Origin of the sequence: Curtobacterium uvaldense, from assembly GCF_028307415.1 — a bacterium.
GTDB lineage: Bacteria > Actinomycetota > Actinomycetes > Actinomycetales > Microbacteriaceae > Curtobacterium.
Window position 1 is genome coordinate 79452 of the sequence record NZ_JAQMHU010000005.1, and the last position, 15906, is coordinate 95357.

The 15906-nt window shown below is 72.0% G+C and carries 14 protein-coding genes; 5 read left to right on the forward strand and 9 right to left on the reverse strand.

What is annotated here, in order from left to right; translation table 11 throughout:
* Positions 1-283 precede the first annotated feature (283 nt).
* The 4 genes from PIJ49_RS04715 to PIJ49_RS04730 all read left to right on the forward strand — a co-directional run bounded on the left by PIJ49_RS04715 (position 284) and on the right by PIJ49_RS04730 (position 4102).
* Complete coding sequence (locus tag PIJ49_RS04715; RefSeq protein ID WP_271825972.1) at positions 284-949, forward strand: putative endonuclease domain-containing protein; 666 nt, start codon at positions 284-286, stop codon at positions 947-949.
* A 120-nt stretch (positions 950-1069) separates the two neighbouring features.
* Positions 1070-1630: a YceI family protein gene (locus PIJ49_RS04720; RefSeq protein WP_271825973.1), complete on the forward strand. Its 561-nt coding sequence runs from the start codon at positions 1070-1072 to the stop codon at positions 1628-1630.
* 535 nt (positions 1631-2165) lie between these two features.
* Positions 2166-2732, forward strand: a complete 567-nt coding sequence (locus PIJ49_RS04725) for a TIGR03086 family metal-binding protein (protein WP_251154743.1) — start codon at positions 2166-2168, stop codon at positions 2730-2732.
* Between the two features lie 386 nt (positions 2733-3118).
* Entirely contained in the window at positions 3119-4102 is a 984-nt protein-coding gene (locus PIJ49_RS04730) for an aldo/keto reductase (protein WP_271825974.1), read from the forward strand.
* Between the two features lie 100 nt (positions 4103-4202).
* Here PIJ49_RS04730 and PIJ49_RS04735 read toward each other — a convergent pair whose 3' ends face one another.
* Entirely contained in the window at positions 4203-5132 is a 930-nt protein-coding gene (locus PIJ49_RS04735; protein WP_251159846.1) for an oxygenase MpaB family protein, read from the reverse strand.
* Positions 5133-5191: 59 nt separating this feature from the next.
* Here PIJ49_RS04735 and PIJ49_RS04740 point away from each other — a divergent pair, with 59 nt between their 5' ends.
* Positions 5192-6874, forward strand: a complete 1683-nt coding sequence (locus PIJ49_RS04740; RefSeq protein ID WP_066652982.1) for a long-chain-fatty-acid--CoA ligase — start codon at positions 5192-5194, stop codon at positions 6872-6874.
* Here the strand turns inward: PIJ49_RS04740 and PIJ49_RS04745 are convergent.
* The 8 genes from PIJ49_RS04745 to PIJ49_RS04780 all read right to left on the reverse strand — a co-directional run bounded on the left by PIJ49_RS04745 (position 6861) and on the right by PIJ49_RS04780 (position 15885).
* Entirely contained in the window at positions 6861-7913 is a 1053-nt protein-coding gene (locus PIJ49_RS04745; protein WP_271825975.1) for a DMT family transporter, read from the reverse strand. The two genes, PIJ49_RS04740 and PIJ49_RS04745, sit on opposite strands and share 14 nt — an antisense overlap.
* The gene (locus tag PIJ49_RS04750; protein WP_235426593.1) at positions 7910-9811 is read right to left on the reverse strand and encodes an APC family permease; all 1902 of its coding nucleotides are present in this window, start codon (positions 9809-9811) and stop codon (positions 7910-7912) included. The genes PIJ49_RS04745 and PIJ49_RS04750 overlap by 4 nt, the downstream gene beginning before the upstream one ends.
* Positions 9812-9961: 150 nt before the next feature.
* Entirely contained in the window at positions 9962-10807 is an 846-nt protein-coding gene (locus tag PIJ49_RS04755) for an ABC transporter permease (RefSeq protein ID WP_066652975.1), read from the reverse strand.
* Positions 10804-11880 (reverse strand): ATP-binding cassette domain-containing protein, encoded by a 1077-nt coding sequence (locus PIJ49_RS04760; RefSeq protein ID WP_271825976.1) that lies wholly within the window; start codon positions 11878-11880, stop codon positions 10804-10806. Before PIJ49_RS04760 ends, PIJ49_RS04755 begins: the two co-directional genes overlap by 4 nt.
* Before the next feature lie 59 nt (positions 11881-11939).
* Positions 11940-12866 carry a hypothetical protein gene (locus tag PIJ49_RS04765; protein ID WP_271825977.1) on the reverse strand — a complete coding sequence of 309 codons (927 nt, stop codon included), beginning with the start codon at positions 12864-12866 and terminating at the stop codon, positions 11940-11942.
* 221 nt (positions 12867-13087) lie between these two features.
* Entirely contained in the window at positions 13088-13489 is a 402-nt protein-coding gene (locus tag PIJ49_RS04770; protein WP_209683558.1) for a DUF3054 domain-containing protein, read from the reverse strand.
* Positions 13490-13613: 124 nt separating this feature from the next.
* Complete coding sequence (locus tag PIJ49_RS04775) at positions 13614-14267, reverse strand: spermidine/putrescine ABC transporter substrate-binding protein (RefSeq protein ID WP_066652971.1); 654 nt, start codon at positions 14265-14267, stop codon at positions 13614-13616.
* Positions 14268-14952: 685 nt separating this feature from the next.
* The gene (locus PIJ49_RS04780; protein ID WP_251154738.1) at positions 14953-15885 is read right to left on the reverse strand and encodes a DUF3097 domain-containing protein; all 933 of its coding nucleotides are present in this window, start codon (positions 15883-15885) and stop codon (positions 14953-14955) included.
* Positions 15886-15906 lie beyond the last annotated feature (21 nt).

Here is a 15906-nt window from a genome sequence, read left to right on the forward strand (position 1 = left end):
CCGCATGTCCCTCGCCGACCACTTCCCGCCGCCGCTCCGCGGACGCCCCTTCCGCGTCCGCGAGGCACTGCACCGCGGTGTCCCGGCAAGCCGACTCCGCTCACGACGGCTCTGCCGCCCCTTCCACGGCACACGGTGCTGGACCCCACCCACCTCCCACGCGGACCGTGCACGCGCGGTCGCTCCACGGCTCCGGTACGACCAGGCGTTCAGTCACACGACCGCAGCGCACCTCCTCGGCATACCGCTCCCACGCAGACTCGAGGCAGACCGACGCATCCACGTGACCACCATCGGCAAGGACCAGGCCATCCGCGTGCGCGGGACCGTCGGACACCGAACCAGGGCACACCTCGCGAACGTCGTCCGTTCCGGGACCACCCCGATCGTGGACCCGGCCACCACCTTCGTCATGCTGGCAGCGTTCCTCACGGTCGACGAGCTCGTCATCGCCGGCGACGCGTTGGTCGGATGGCTGAACTGGTGCACGGTCGACGAACTCAGGGCCGTCGTCCGCCGCCACCGCGGCGGGCGGCACGTCCGCAAGGCACGCGCCGCGCTCGCCGAGGTGCGCCCGGGCTCGCGGAGCCCGGGCGAGACACGTCTCCGACTGGTCCTGGTCCGGCGCGGACTCCCCCTTCCGTCGCTCAACCACGACGTCGTCGTCGGAGGCAGATGGGTCGCCTGCGTGGACCTGGCCTACCCGGACGCGAGGGTCGCGATCGAGTACGAGAGCGACCTCCACCGATCCGACCCGCGGGTGTTCCGCAAGGACCTGACACGCGGCGAGCGACTGAAGGACGTCGACTGGTGGCTGGTCCGGGCCACAGCGGATGACGTCGGTCCGCTCGCCGACGACTTCGTGAAGCGCATCCGGCGGCTGCTCACGACGGGCGCGGCCGGGAGGCACGACACGCGGTCCCGACATCCCGTTGCGACGTTCACGTGAACATTGGTTGACGCTTCAACCAAACAGGTGCACAATGGGCTACAGTTCAAATCGATGCAGGCGCATGAAGATGCTCGCCTGGTCGGGAACCGCAGACCAACGCTCTCGTAAGGAGTCACCATGACGCTCAACGCCTCCGCCATCCCGGGCTACCAGACCGGTACCTGGAAGATCGACCCGACCCACTCCGAGGTCACCTTCTCCGTTCGCCACCTCGCGATCAGCAAGGTCAAGGGCTCCTTCGAGCGCTTCGACGCGACGCTCGTCACCGCCGAGAACCCCCTCGACACGACCCTCGAGGCCTCGATCGACGTCGCGAGCATCAACACGAACCAGGCGCAGCGCGATCAGCACCTCGCCACCGGTGACTTCTTCCTCACCGAGGAGCACCCGCAGATGACCTTCAAGTCGACCGGCATCCGCGAGAACGGCGACGACATGCTCATCGACGGTGAGCTCTCGCTCCGCGGCGTGACCAAGAACGTCACGCTGAAGACCGAGTTCGGTGGCGTGACCACCGACGGCTACGGCCAGGTCAAGCTCGGCGCCGAGGCGACCACGAAGATCGACCGCACCGAGTTCGGCGTGAACTGGAACGCGGCGCTCGAGGCCGGCGGCTTCACGCTCGGCAACGACGTCACCATCAACCTCGACGTGCAGTTCGTCCTCCAGGCGGCCTGACCTCCAGGTCACTGAACCACGGCTGTCGCCCCGCCCGAGCGCGGGGACGACGGCCGCGGACACCGAACGAAGTACCTGCAGTACCCGGCGAACGGCCCGGCTCCTCCCCCACGGAGCCGGGCCGTTCCGCGTTCCCGATGCCCCGGTCCGTGCGCCGTGATCGGTGAGCCGGCCGGACGCCCGCCCGTGAACTCGAGCGGGCCTTTCCCGTGGCAGCCGTTCCCCTGCATGCGCCGATCCCGTCCGCTCGGGCACGAGCGGGCCGTTCCCGCAGCCGTCCCCGCCGCCGCGTACCGATTCCGCCCGCCCGAGCACGAGCGGGTGTTTCCGCCGCTGCCGGCTCGACCTCGACGCCGGATCCGCCCGACCGTCGCGATGACCGACCGCTTTCGGCCCGCAGACGACACCGAGCGCTGCCCCGCACGCGCACAGAGCTAGCGAGCGGGCGTAGCGTGTCGCCTGTTCAGCGCGGGAATCGCCCGTCCGTCGGTCCCGTTGCACCTCGCACCCGCCCCGACCGAAGAGGAGCACCACCATGGCCATCGACTGGATCGCGCTGCAGTCCCTCGCCGCAGCCGAGTTCGGACGCCGCGTCGCTGCGGTGACCGACTGGGAAGCGTCCACTCCCGACTCGGAGTGGACCACGCGCGACCTGGTGACGCACGTCATCGACGAACAGCGATGGATCCCCAAGCTCCTGACGGGGTGCGACTACGCGCAGGCCGAGGCGGACCTCGAACCCATCGGGCAGGACCTCGTCGACGAGTGGGCGAAGTTCGCGGCGGCAGCTTCGAGCGCATGGCAGAACGCGCCCGCTGACACTCCCGTGCACCTCAGCACCGACGTGGTCCGTGCAGACGAGTACCTGACCGAGCAGACCAGCGACATCACCATCCACACGTGGGACCTCGCGCGCGCGACGGGGACCGACGAAGCGTTGCCCGATGAACTCGTCCGCGCTGTGTGGGAGTACTTCGAGCCGCAGATCCAGGACCTCGCGGCGACCGGGCTGTACGCCGCGCCGGTCGAGGTCGACGAGGATGCGCCGCTGCAGGTCCGCCTGCTCGCGGTCACAGGTCGCGATGCCAGGGTGAACGCCTGACGCGTCTTTCCGCCCGTTCGACACCGAGGGACGGAATCGGCGGCAGCACGCCAGTGGGCGGAACGAGCGGCAGCGTGAGCGCACGCGAGCAATCTCCGCCCGCTCGTCGTTCGGCAGGCCGGACGCCTGACTGCTGACGGCCCGACACGACGACGATGACGATGACAGCACTCATCCAACAGGAACCGCCCGCCGGACACCCGGCGGGCGGAATCGACGAAGGAGCCATCACGAACGCAGCAGACAACGCCCGCTCGACCGCCTCGACCGACGCCCACGGACGCCACGGAGCCGCCGAAGAGACCGCAACCCCCGGAACGACCGGAACCCCCGGAACCGCCGGAACCACCGCCTCCACCGACGCCCCCGACGCCACCGGGCCCTCGGTGCGCACGACTCGCCTCGGACGCACGGGCCTCGAGATCAGCCGCGTCGTCCTCGGCATGATGTCCTACGGCAAGCCGGACCAGGGCGCCCACCCATGGAGCGTCGACATCGACGACGCCCGCCCGTTCGTCCGCCGTGCCTACGAGGCCGGCATCACCTCGTTCGACACCGCCAACGTCTACTCGGCCGGCTCGAGCGAGGAGATCACCGGGCAGCTCCTCAAGGAGATCGCCCCGCGGGAGGAGGTCCAGGTCTTCACCAAGGTCTTCAACCGCATGCGCCCCGGTCCGAACGGCGCCGGGCTCTCCCGCGCCGCGATCATGCACGAGATCGATGCCTCGCTGACCCGGCTCGGCACGGACTACGTGGACCTGTACCAGATCCACCGGTTCGACCCGCACACGCCGATCGAGGAGACCATGGAGGCGCTCCACGACGTCGTCAAGGCCGGCAAGGCGCGCTACATCGGCGCGAGCAGCATGTGGGCGTGGCAGTTCGCGCAGATGCAGCACACCGCCGAGCTGCACGGGTGGACGAAGTTCGTCAGCATGCAGGACCAGTACAACCTCCTCGAGCGTGAGGAGGAGCGCGAGATGCACCCGTTCGCGCGGGCGACCGGCGTCGGCGTCATCCCGTGGAGCCCACTGGCCCGCGGCAAGGTGACCCGCCCGTGGGACGCCCAGGGTTCGGGCAGCCGCTCGGACACGGACGAGTTCGGCAAGACGCTGTACCGCCAGGACGAGGACGCGAACCGTGCCGTCGTCGACGCGGTCCAGCAGGTCGCCGAGGCCCGCGGCGCGAGCATGGCGCAGGTCGCCCTGGCGTGGGTGGCCGGCAAGCCCGCCATCACCGCGCCGATCATCGGCGCGACGAAGGAGCACCACATCGACGACGCGGTGGCGGCGGTCGCGATGGAGCTGACGCCCGATGAGGTGTCGCGACTCGAGTCCGCCTACACCCCGCGGGTGCCGTCCGGTTTCTGACGCGACCCGACGACGGACGGGAGGCGCGGTGCCAGCTGCCACCGCGCCTCCCGTCCGTCAGGTCAGTCGGTCCGGCAACGCCGCACGGACGGCGCACCGCTCAGGCGGTCGCGTCCTGACGCGACTCCTGCTCCAACCGGGCGATCCGGACGAGCGCCGCGCGCTCGGTGCCCGGGGTCGTCCCCAGCACCGCGCCGATGCCGTCGAGCACCACGCCGGCGACCTGCCGCACCGGCAGCTGCACGGGCCCGACCCCGGGCGTCCGCAGCGCGAGCATCGACCGGTGTCGCGGGTCGAGCGACGCGACCGCTCCGTCGAACAACGCCCGGTAGCCCGGTCGGAGGAGCCTGGCGAGCGGGGGGTCCTTGATGAACCGGACCACGTCGTGCGTCCGGGCGTCGGCCTTGAGCTCGCCGCGGTCGAGGTACCCGTTCATCTGTGCTCGGAGTTCGGCGTCCGACTCCGGAGCGTCCTCGACCCCCATCAGTCGCCCGGCGACCGCCCACTCGCGCACGTAGGCGTCGGCACCACCCGGGATGGGCTTGCCCCACACCTGGGCGCTCCGCAGGAAGGCATCGGTGAAGGCGAGGTGCACCCACCGCGCCAGGTCGGGGTCGTTCGCGGCGTACGGCCTCGTCACGCCGTGGCCGTCGACGTACTCGCCGACCACCCGCTCGTGGAGCTTCCGCACCCACTGGCTGGCGTGCGTGGCCTGCTGCGTGTCGCCGTGCGAGACCGTGTAGATCCACCGGATGGTGCCGGCGAGGCGGCCGAACGGGTCCTCGCGGTAGCGCGAGTGGTCGGCCACCCCGGCGAGGGCCCCGGGGTGCAGCGCCTGCACGAGCAGCGCCCGGACCCCCGCGAGCACGGTGTGGTTGCCGCCGTGCACGGCCCAGGTCGCGGAGCCCGGGCCGAAGAAGCCCGCGTCGGAGCCCTGTTCGAGCTCGTCGATCCAGGCGGGACGCTCGGTCGCGCCGTTGGTGAAGGTGTCGTTGAGGCGGGAGCGGAACGCGTCGGACACGGAAGCCATGCACCCATCGTCCGTCGTGCCCCTGACAACGAGCACGGCTCCGCCGGTAGGTTGGCCGAGTGAGCATCGACACGCCTCGTCCCTGGCTTGCCTCGTACGCCCCGGGGGTCCCGCACGACATCGACGAGCCCACGGGCTCGCTGTCCGACATCGTGGAGCAGTCCGCGGACCGCTTCCCGGGGAAGGTGGCGCTCGAGTTCTTCGGCAGGACGACCTCGTACGCCGACCTGCAGGAGCAGATCCTGCGGGCCGCGAACGGCCTGCGGAAGCTCGGCGTCGGTGCCGGCGACCGGGTGGCGATCGTGCTGCCGAACTGCCCGCAGCACGTGGTGGCGTTCTACGCGGTGCTCCGGCTCGGGGCGATCGTCGTCGAGCACAACCCGCTGTACACGGCGCGCGAGCTCCGGCACCAGTTCGAGGACCACGGCGCGAAGGTCGCGATCGCGTGGGACAAGTCGGTCTCCACGCTCCAGGACTTCCCCGCAGACCTGCGCCTCGACGCGATCGTCTCCGTCGACCTGACGCGCGCGATGCCCCGTGCGACCCGCATCGCCCTGTCGCTGCCGGTGGCGAAGGCCCGCGAGTCGCGCGCGAAGCTCACCACGAGCGTGCGTGGCACGACGAAGTGGGACGACCTCGTCTCGACGCGCAAGCTGTCGAAGCGTCACCCGCGACCGGCCACCACCGACGTCGCGCTCATCCAGTACACGTCCGGCACAACCGGGGTGCCGAAGGGTGCGGTGCTGAGCCACCGGAACCTGCTCGCCAACGCCGCGCAGGCACGGGCGTGGGTCCCGACGATCCGCCGGGGCGACAACACGGTGTACGCGGTGCTCCCGATGTTCCACGCCTACGGTCTGACGCTGTGCCTGACCTTCGCGATGAGCATGGCCTCGCGGCTGGTGCTCTTCCCGGCGTTCGACCCGGCACTCGTCCTCAAGGCGATGAAGAAGCACCCGCCGACGTTCCTGCCGGCCGTACCGCCGATCTACACCCGACTGCAGCACGCGGCGGACTCGGCGAAGGTGTCCCTGCAGGGCATCGAGATCGGCATCTCGGGCGCCATGCCGCTGTCGCAGAGCGTCGTCGAGCCGTGGGAGGCCCGGACCGGCGGCTACCTCGTCGAGGGCTACGGCCTGTCCGAGTGCTCCCCCGTCCTCATGGCGAACCCGGTCTCCCCGGAGCGTCGCCTCGGCGCGATCGGACTGCCGCTGTCGTCCACCGAGGCCCGCGTGGTCGACCCGGACGACCAGACGAAGGTGCTCGGCACGGGCGAGGCCGGCGAGCTGCAGGTCAGGGGCCCGCAGGTGTTCCGCGGCTACTGGGGCAAGGCCGAGGCCACCGACGAGGTCTTCACGCCCGACGGCTGGTTCCGCACCGGTGACGTCGTGTCGATCGACGCGGACGGCTTCGTCAGCATCGTCGACCGGCTCAAGGAGCTCATCATCACCGGCGGCTTCAACGTCTCGCCGTCCGAGGTCGAGGACGCCCTGCTCAAGCACTCCAGCGTGCGCGAGGTCGCCGTCGTCGGCATCACGCAGGGCGGCAACGAGCAGGTCGTCGCGGCGGTCGTGCCGAAGGACCGGGCGTCGTTCGACGCCGAGGCGCTCCGTGCGTGGTCGCGCGAGCAGCTCGCGGCCTACAAGGTGCCGCGGCGCATCGTCGTGGTGGATGACCTGCCGCGCTCGATGATCGGCAAGGTGCTCCGCCGCAAGGTGCGGGACCAGATCACCGCGAAGTAGGCGGGCCGCTCCGTCGCGGGACCGCGAGCAGCGCGAGGCCGACGACGACGAGCGCGACCCCGAGCCACCCGGCACCGCCGAGGTGTTCGCCGACCACGAGCACGGCGAGCACCGCGGCGACCACGGGCTCGAACAGCGACAGCAGTGTCGCGACCGAGGCGCTGACCCGCCGCAGCCCGACCGCGTACAGCGAGTGTCCGAGCACCGTCGGCACGAGCGCGAGGTACACGAACACGGGCCAGTTCGCCCCGACGACGAGCGCGTCACGTCCCGCGACCGCCGCGAGCACCACGAGCGGGACGGCAGCCAGCCCGAACACGGCGCCGACCACCCCGCGCCCGCCGGCACCGGCCGCACTGCCCGACACGGCGGTCGGCAGTGCCGGCGGCACCGGGGCCGGCCGGGTCGCCGCGTGCATCCCCCGCGCGACCGCCCACGAGTAGGTGGCGTACGTCAGTCCGGCGAGCAGTGCGCTGCCGAGCCCGAGCAGCAGGGACCCGTCGCCCGGCGCCGCCGTCCTCGCGAGCGTCACGACGACCATGCCGACCACGCCCACCAGGGTGGCGACGACCCAGCGACCGGTGACGCGCCTCCCGTCCGCCGCCCACTCCACGATGCCCGCGAAGAGCGGCGACGACCCGATGGCCACCGTCGTGCCGAGCGCGACCCCCGCGTCCGCGAGCGCTGCGTAGAACGCGACCGCGTACACGACGAGCGAGACCGCGCCGAGCAGCACCCAGCTCCGTGCACCGGGTCGGACGACCGCGCGCAGCGCGGAGCGACCCGTCGTCGCGGCGAGGACGAGCCCGCCGAGACCGAACGTGACCGCACCGAAGACGAACGCGGGAACGCCGGGTGCGAAGTGGGTCGCGGTCCCCGTCGTCCCCCACACGGCGGCGGCGACGAGGACCGCCACGGGGCCGCCCACCGGACGGGAGGCACGACCCACCGCCGCCGGGTCGGTCACGACACGTGGACCGTCGGCCGCCGCCGGGTCGGTCACGACACGTGGACCGTCGGCCGCCGCCGGGTCGGTCACGACACGTGGACGGTCGGCCGCCGGTGCACGTCCGGCTCCGCCTCGCGCAGGACCTCGCGCGTCACCGGGGCGACGTCGCCGACCCCGGTGAACACGAAGCGCAGGGCGTTCTGGATCGGACTGCCCTCGTTCCACTCGAAGTAGATGCTCGGCACGACGCCGGCGATGTCCCGCACGGCGAGCAGCGTCGACGCGATGGTGTTCGGCACGTTGCCGGACCGGACGCGCAGGACACGGTGGCCCTGCACGACGTGTCCCTCGACGACCAGGTCCTCCTCGAAGTCGGACGAGTCGGCTGGCAGCACCTCGAGGAACATCGTCGGCACGCGCGCGGGGATGCCCGAGTCGCGGCGTTCCTCGCGCCCCTTCGACCGGTAGGCCTCGGCGGTCCCGGCGCCCGGCTCGTTGGCGATGATGCAGACGGAGCTGAACTGGTCGGCGTCGGCCTCGATGAACTGCCGGGCGGTCGCGTCCAGCTCGATCGACGACGCCCGGAGCTCGAACGACCGCCGCACACGGGACACCAGCGACACGACGACGATGGCGATGATGAAGACCGCGGCGATGCGGACACCGTCCGGACGTTCGATGACGTTCGCGACCGTGGTGTAGACGAACACCACCGCGATGACCCCGAAGCCGATCGTCCGCTTCTTCTGCTGCCGCCGCCGAGCCGACAGCGTCACCGCGACGGCCGCGCTGGTGATGAGCACGAGGACACCCGTGGCGTAGGCGCCGCCCTGCGCGTCGACGTTCGCCTCGAAGATGATCGTGATCGCGAAGGCGATGAGCGTGAAGATGATCACGAGCGGCCGGGTCGCACGCGCCCACTGCGGCGCCATGCCGTAGCGGGGCAGGAAGCGCGGCACGAGGTTGAGCAGACCGGCCATCGCGCTCGCGCCCGCGAACCACAGGATCGCCACCGTCGACACGTCGTAGACCGACCCGAAGACGTTGCCGAGGTACTCGTGCGCCAGGAACGCCAGGGCGCGACCGTTCGCGCCGCCGCCCGGCTGGAACTCCTGCTGCGGGATGAGGAAGGTCGTGGCGATCGAGGACGTGATGAGGAACGTGCTCATGATGATCGCGGCGGTCGTCAGCAGGCGCTTCGTGCCGCGGATCCGTCCCTCGGGGCGGCCGTCCGGGTCGTCACCGGCCCCGCCGCGCACCTGCGGCATCACCGCCACGCCCGTCTCGAAGCCGGAGAGGCCGAGCGCCAGCTTCGGGAACACGACCAGCGCGATCCCGATCATCACGAGCGGGTTGCTGTGCTGCGCGGTGAGGTTCGACCACCAGTCGCTCGCGACGACGGGACGCTCGAACACGTGCCACAGCGCCACGACGACGACGACCGCGTTGAGCAGGAGGAACACCGCGACGAGCCCGACGGCGATGCCGATGGCCTCCTTGAACCCGCGGAGGAACACGACGCCGAGCAGGAGCAGCAGCACGAGCGTGATCGGCACCGGGATCTCGGTGAACCAGTGCGGCGTGAAGGGGTTCTCGGCGATGTGCGCGGTGGCGTCGGCGGCCGAGAGCGTCATCGTGATCATGAAGTCGGTCACGGCGAACCCGAGCAGCACGAGCACGAAGAGCTTCCCGGCCCACCACGGCAGCAGCTTCTCGAGCATCATGATCGAGCCGGCACCCTTGAAGCTGTCCGACGCGACCCGTCGGTACACGGGCAGGGCGCCGAACAGGGTCACGAGCACGAGCACGATCGTCGCGATGGGCGACAGCAGCCCGGCGGCGAGCGCCGCGATGGCGGGCTGGTATCCGAGCGTCGAGAAGTAGTCGACGCCGGTCAGGCACATGACCCGCCACCACGAGTGGGTCTTCTCGACCTCGACCTGGTGGGGGCCCTGGTGCGAGGCACCCTGGTCGGCTCCGTGCAGCATCCAGCGGCGCAGCCGCTCGCTGCGGTCGGAGGGTCGCCCGGTGGCGCCGCCCTGGGCGGCACGCTCGGCTTCGGTCGCGGTCACGAGAGTCGATGGTAAGCGGTCCCGACGACCCTCGGGCACCCCACGACCGGGTCTGTGGACGGCGCCTCAGCCCGCGCTGATCCTGGTGTACTTCCGCACCGACAGCGGCACGAACACCACGAGCAGCACCACGATCCCGATCAGCACCGTCACGACCGGGTGCTGCATCGTCCAGACGTCGGGGACGGGAGCCGTGCCGACGTTGCCGAACAGCTCCCGTGCGGCCTGCACGAGCGACGACACGGGGTTCCACTCGGCGAACACCCGCAGCACGAGCGGCATCGTCTCGCTCGGCACGAAGGCGTTCGAGATGAACGTCAGGGGGAACAGCACCATGAAGGACGCGTTGTTGATGACCTCCGGCGTCCGGACGCTCATCCCGAGCAGCGCCATCACCCAGCTGAACGCGTAGCTGAAGAGCAGGAGCAGCCCGACCCCGGCGAGGAACTCGTGCGGTGCGGACCCGACCCGCCACCCGACCGCCAGCCCGGTCAGCATCATGATCACCATCGAGATCGCGTTGAGCACCAGGTCCGAGTTCGTGCGCCCGACGAGCACCGCCGACGCCGACATCGGCAGGGTCCGGAAGCGGTCGATCAGGCCCTCCTTGAGGTCCTGCGCCATCGCCGACCCCGAGAAGGTCGCCCCGAACACGACGGTCTGCGCGAAGATCCCCGCCATCAGGAACTGCGTGTAGTCGGTCCCCCGCACCTGGATCGCCCCGCCGTAGACCTGGCTGAAGAGCAGCACGAACATGATCGGCTGCAGCACCGCGAAGACGAGCATGTCCGGGGACCGCTTGATCTTCGTCAGGTTCCGTCGCGTGACGGTCCAGCCGTCCTCGAACCAGATCGCGACGGGCGAGGTCACGACCACCGGCAGCTGCTGCCGCGACGCGCCGACGGCGGTCACCGGACACGCTCCGGGGTGCTGTCGCTCATGTCCCCCGCGGCTCCCACCGTGTCGCGTCGCCCCGGCCGGGAGGCACGTCCCGCCCCCGCCCCGCCGCCACCGTCCGGCGCGTCCTCCTCGTCCGCCGTGGCGGCGTGTCCCGTCAGGCGCAGGAAGACGTCGTCCAGCGTCGGGCGTCGCATGCCGGCGTCGTGCAGCCGGATGCCCGCCTCGCCCAGGTCGGCGAGGACCCGCTGGAGCGCCTGCGGTCCGGCCTCGACCGCGATGCCGGAGGTGCGCCCGTCGGCCGACGTCTCCACGTCCCCGACGCCGTGGCGGCGCAGGGCGGTGACCACGGCCTCCCGGTCGTCCTCGTCCACCAGGGTGACCACCACGCGGTGTCCACCGACCTGTGCCTTGAGCTGGTCGGCGGTGCCCTCGGCGATCACCCGTCCGTCGTCGATCACGGCGATGTCGTCGGCGAGCTGGTCGGCCTCCTCGAGGTACTGCGTCGTGAGCAGCACGGTGGCGCCGTCGCCGACCAGGCCCTCGATGATCGCCCAGAGGGCCAGGCGACTCCGGGGATCCAGTCCGGTGGTCGGCTCGTCGAGGAACAGCACGCGCGGGTTCGTGACGAGCGCACCGGCGAGGTCGATGCGCCGACGCATGCCGCCGGAGAAGCCCTTCACGGGTCGGTCTCCGGCCTCGGACAGGTCGAACACCTCGATGAGTTCGCGCGCCCGCTGCCGCGCTGCCCGTCGACCGAGGTGGTACAGCCGGCCGATCATCTCGAGGTTCTCGGCCCCGGTGAGGTTCTCGTCGACCGCGGCGTACTGCCCCGAGACACCGATGGACCGCCGGGTGGCCTGCGGATCGGCGACCACGTCGACGCCGTCGATCGTCGCCCGGCCGGAATCCGGGGTGACGAGCGTCGTGAGGACCTTCACGGTGGTGGTCTTGCCCGCGCCGTTCGGACCGAGCAGCGCCGTGACGGTGCCCTCGGGGACGGACAGGTCGAGCCCGGCCAGCGCGTGCACCGGACCCGAGCGCGATCGGTAGGTCTTGGTCAGCCCGGAGGCTTCGATGATGGCCATGTCGCTCCCTCGTCGGCCACGTCGGTGTGGTGTGGGGTCGGAGGGAGCGACGACGTCACTCAGACGTCGAAGTCACCACCGAAGTCGCCGAAGCCGCCGCCGCCGAAGTCTCCGCCGCCGTCGTCCCAGCCCGCGTTCTCGTACCCGCCGCCGTCGGACGCGCCCGCATCGGACGCCCCGCCGTCACCGGAGTCGGCACCAGTGTCCTCCGAACCGCCGTCGCCCGCAGCATCGGTACCGCCGTCGAACGATCCGGCGTCGGGCAGGAAGGCGCTCATGATCGCCGAGCCGATGACGTACCCGGCGACCGTGCCGAGGATCGAGGCGCCGATCATCCGGCCGAACGACGGACCACCGCGCTGGCCCATCGCTCCCGCGCCGCCGTTCATGCCGCCGAGCGAGCGCTCCATGAAGCCGGGCTGCCGGATCTCCGAGCGGGTCGCCGCCTGGGCGAGGGACCGCGGGTCGTCCCCGCGGGGGGCCTCGCCGTCCGGGGCGCTGCGGGTGAACTCGTCGTAGACCATCCGACGCTGCTCGGGCGTCAGGGTCGCGAAGGCCTCGGCGTGGACCTCCTCGATGCGCTCCGGCGGCGCCGTGCGGAGCAGGTAGCGGTAGCGCTCGACGGCGCGCTCGTCGTCGGTGGACGCCGCACCCTGCGGTCCGCCCGGCTGCTGTCCGCCGTACTGCTGGCCGCCGTACTGCTGTCCGCCGTACTGCTGTCCGCTGGGCTGAGCGGGACCGCCCCACTGCGGGGTCCCGTACTGCTGGCCGCCGTACTGCTGGCCCTGCTGGGTCCCGTACTGCGGGGTTCCGTACTGCTGGTCGCCGTCCTGCTGTCCCTGCTGGACGGGCGGCACCTGGTACGACTGCTGTCCGTACCGGTAGCCCTGCTGCTGCTGCTGCGGCTGCTGCTGCGGCTGGCCCCACCCGCCCTGCTGGTCGCGGTCGCGCTCGGGACGGCCGAGCAGTCGGTCGAGGAATCCCATGTCGTTGCTCCTTCGGTGCGGTCCGCCCCGGTCGGGAGGGTCCGTCGGTGCCACCCTAGGGAGCGCCGGCGACCGCTGACTGTGCGACCGCACAGAACTGGCCGAGAGCGGTGTCAGCGCGCGCCGAGCGCCGTCGACCCGGCCGTGGAGCGCGCGTCGGCGGCACCCGGGCGGGCGACGAGGACGGGGCTCCCGCCACGGCCACGAGCGCCGGCGACTGCTCAGGCGCGCCCGCGACCCCGCCGCCCGGTGCGGAGGACGAGCCCGACGAGCAGCCGCCACCCCAGCAGGAAGACCGCGAGCGAGATCGTCGCGACGATGACGAACGACAGGGGCAGCGGATCCCCCGCGACGTCGCCCTGCCCGGTCAGCACGCGGAGCAGCATCCCGATCGCGACCGTCGCCACCCACACCACCACACCGGTCGGCCACACCCTGAGCGGACGCCGCCAACCGCGCACGACCAGGTACCCGACGAGCCAGCCGGCCAGGAACGGGTACGCCGTCGTCCACAGTCCGGTGAGCGACGAGGCCTCGGCGTGGGAGGACCGCCCGATGAGCGCGAAGGCGACGATGAGGACGATGTCGACGACGGCTGCGAGCCAGCCCCAGGTGCGAGTCACCCGACCATTCTCGCGCGGTCGGAGCGCTGCTCGTGACCCCCGCCCGGTCGTCGCACCCACCCCGTCGTGACCCTGCGCCGTCGTTGCCCTGCCCGTCGTGACCCAGTCCTGCCGGGGCCCGCGCTCAGAACAGCCCGGGGCGACCGTTCTCCTCCGGCAGGTCGAACCCGCGGAACATGTCGGACACGAGCGCCGCGATCTGCGGTTCGACCAGGCGTTCGACGGCCTCGGCGATCCGCGGACGGTGCTCGACGAGGGCCAGGCACACGGCCGTCCCCGTGGCGCGCGCACACTCGTCGGACAGGGCGATCTCGTGCCGCAGTGCGGCCTTCGCCTCGTCGGACAGCGGTTCGCGCGGCGTCTGTTCCCCCGCCCCCGTGCCGGTCATCTCGTCGAGGGTGAACAGGAACGGCTCCCCGGGCGACGGCTCCGGGTCCACGTCGAGTCCCTGGAACTCCGGCGACAGGCCCTCGGTCGGCTGGTAGCCCGCGTGCCGCTTCCGCGCGGCGGCCCGTTCGAGCTCACGGTGCAGCAGCGGGAGGTTCTTCGCGGTGTACTCGTCGACGGCGTCCTCGACGATGGTCGAGATCCGACCGATCAACGCGTGCTGGACGGCGTGCGGCACGTCCGGGCCGAAGCCCGCTGCCGAGGCGATCGGAGAACCGGTGCACTTCCGGCAGATCCGCGTCCGCGGGCGGGCGGTCCCGATCTGCCAGCGCGGCAGCCAGCGCAACCACACGTCGACCGCGCTCCGCACGCGACCGTCGATGCCGTCCATCCCTCAACAGTAGGCCGCGCGGCGCGGTTGCCCCCGGAGCGCGCCCGAGCGGGCGGAAACGCGCCGCGCTCGCCGAGCGGCCCGCACGTTCCGCCCCCTCGTCGGCCCGGCGCGGTGCGGCGAGCGGCCAGGTGTGCCGCGAGCGGGCGGAAACGCCTGCCGGACCGGTCGCGCAGGTGCGAGTTCCGCCCGCTCGGGTGAGCGTCCGGCACCACCCGGCGAGCGGGCGGAACGGCCGAGCAGCCCTGCGCGGACCTGCGCGTTCCGCCCTCTCGCGCTCGGTACCGGACGCGCGAGCGGACACGTCGCGCGAGCGGGCGGGACCGGCGACCGGACCGGGCGCGGGAGTACGCGATCCGCCCGCTCGCGATGGTCGCCGGACGCGGGGGCCGGCGAACGGGCGGAACCGGCGACCGGACCGGGCGCGGGAGTACGCGATCCGCCCGCTCGCGATGGTCGCCGGACGCGGGGGCCGGCGAGCGGGAAGGAACCGGCGACCGGACCGGGCGCGGGAGTACGCGATCCGCCCGCTCGCGATGGCCGCCGGACGCGGGCGCCGGCGAGCGGGAAGGAACGGCAGCAGGGGTGGTCCGCCCCCGCCGGTTCCGCCCGCTCGGCGAACGGGACGGACGGGAGGCGCGGGTCGGCCCCGCCTCGGTCGATCCGGCCCCGGGTGGTGCCAAGCTCAGGCCCGCGGCTCGGTCACGAAGTCGATGAGCTCCTCGACGCGCCCGAGCAGCTGTGGCTCCAGGTCGTTGAAGGTCCGGACCTGCCCGAGGATCCGCTGCCATGCACGGGCGACGTCGGCCTGCTCCGCGGCGGGCCACCCGAGGTGCTGCAGGATGCCCTTCTTCCACTCGATCGAGCGCGGGATCGTCGGCCACGCCTCGAGCCCGAGGCGCGCCGGCTTCACCGACTGCCAGACGTCGACGAACGGGTGCCCGACGACGAGGACGTGCGCGCCCCACTTCCCGCGCATCACCGCGTCGGCGAACCGGGACTCCTTCGACCCCGGGACGAGGTGGTCGACGAGCACCCCGACCCGACGCTCGCGGGTGGGCCGGAACTCGTCGAGCACGTCGGCCAGGTTGTCGACGCCCTCCAGGTACTCGACGACGACGCCCTCGACACGCAGGTCGGCGCCCCAGACCTTCTCCACGAGCTCGGCGTCGTGCCTGCCCTCGACCATGATCCGCGAGGGCAGCGCCACTCGTGCCCGCTGCTGCTCGACGGCGAACGAACCCGACGCGGTCCGGAGGCGACCGCCGTCGGTCGTGTGCCGCACGGCGGGCGCGGCCCCGGGCCTCCCGTCAGCACCGGCGGCGCGAGCCGGGGGTGCAGCCGCGGCGGAACGACCGACCGGCGCCTGCGGACGACCGAGGGTGACGAGTTCGCCCTCGAGCAGGAACTGCCCGGTGAAGGGGAAGGCGCGGGTGCGACCCTTCCAGTCCTCCAGGGCGACGTTGCCCGCCTCGAGCCCGACGACGGCGCCCGCCCACCCGGAGTCGGGGTCCTCGAGCACCATGTCGCGTTCGAGCGGCACCTGCCGCACCTTCTTGACGCCCTTCGAGCGCCAGTCGCCCGAGAGCACGTCACTGCCGTACCGGTCGTCGTCCACCCGGGAAGCGTAGTGTCGACG

Excerpts from the sequence above, each read along its gene's own strand:
- PIJ49_RS04725 (WP_251154743.1), top strand. The coding sequence starts at position 2,166 with ATGGCCATCGACTGGATCGCGCTGCAGTCCCTCGCCGCAGCCGAGTTC.
- PIJ49_RS04765 (WP_271825977.1), bottom strand. The coding sequence starts at position 12,866 with ATGGGATTCCTCGACCGACTGCTCGGCCGTCCCGAGCGCGACCGCGAC.
- PIJ49_RS04750 (WP_235426593.1), bottom strand. The coding sequence starts at position 9,811 with ATGCTGCACGGAGCCGACCAGGGTGCCTCGCACCAGGGCCCCCACCAG.
- PIJ49_RS04735 (WP_251159846.1), bottom strand. The coding sequence starts at position 5,132 with ATGGCTTCCGTGTCCGACGCGTTCCGCTCCCGCCTCAACGACACCTTC.
- PIJ49_RS04760 (WP_271825976.1), bottom strand. The coding sequence starts at position 11,880 with ATGGCCATCATCGAAGCCTCCGGGCTGACCAAGACCTACCGATCGCGC.
- PIJ49_RS04775 (WP_066652971.1), bottom strand. The coding sequence starts at position 14,267 with ATGGACGGCATCGACGGTCGCGTGCGGAGCGCGGTCGACGTGTGGTTG.
- PIJ49_RS04720 (WP_271825973.1), top strand. The coding sequence starts at position 1,070 with ATGACGCTCAACGCCTCCGCCATCCCGGGCTACCAGACCGGTACCTGG.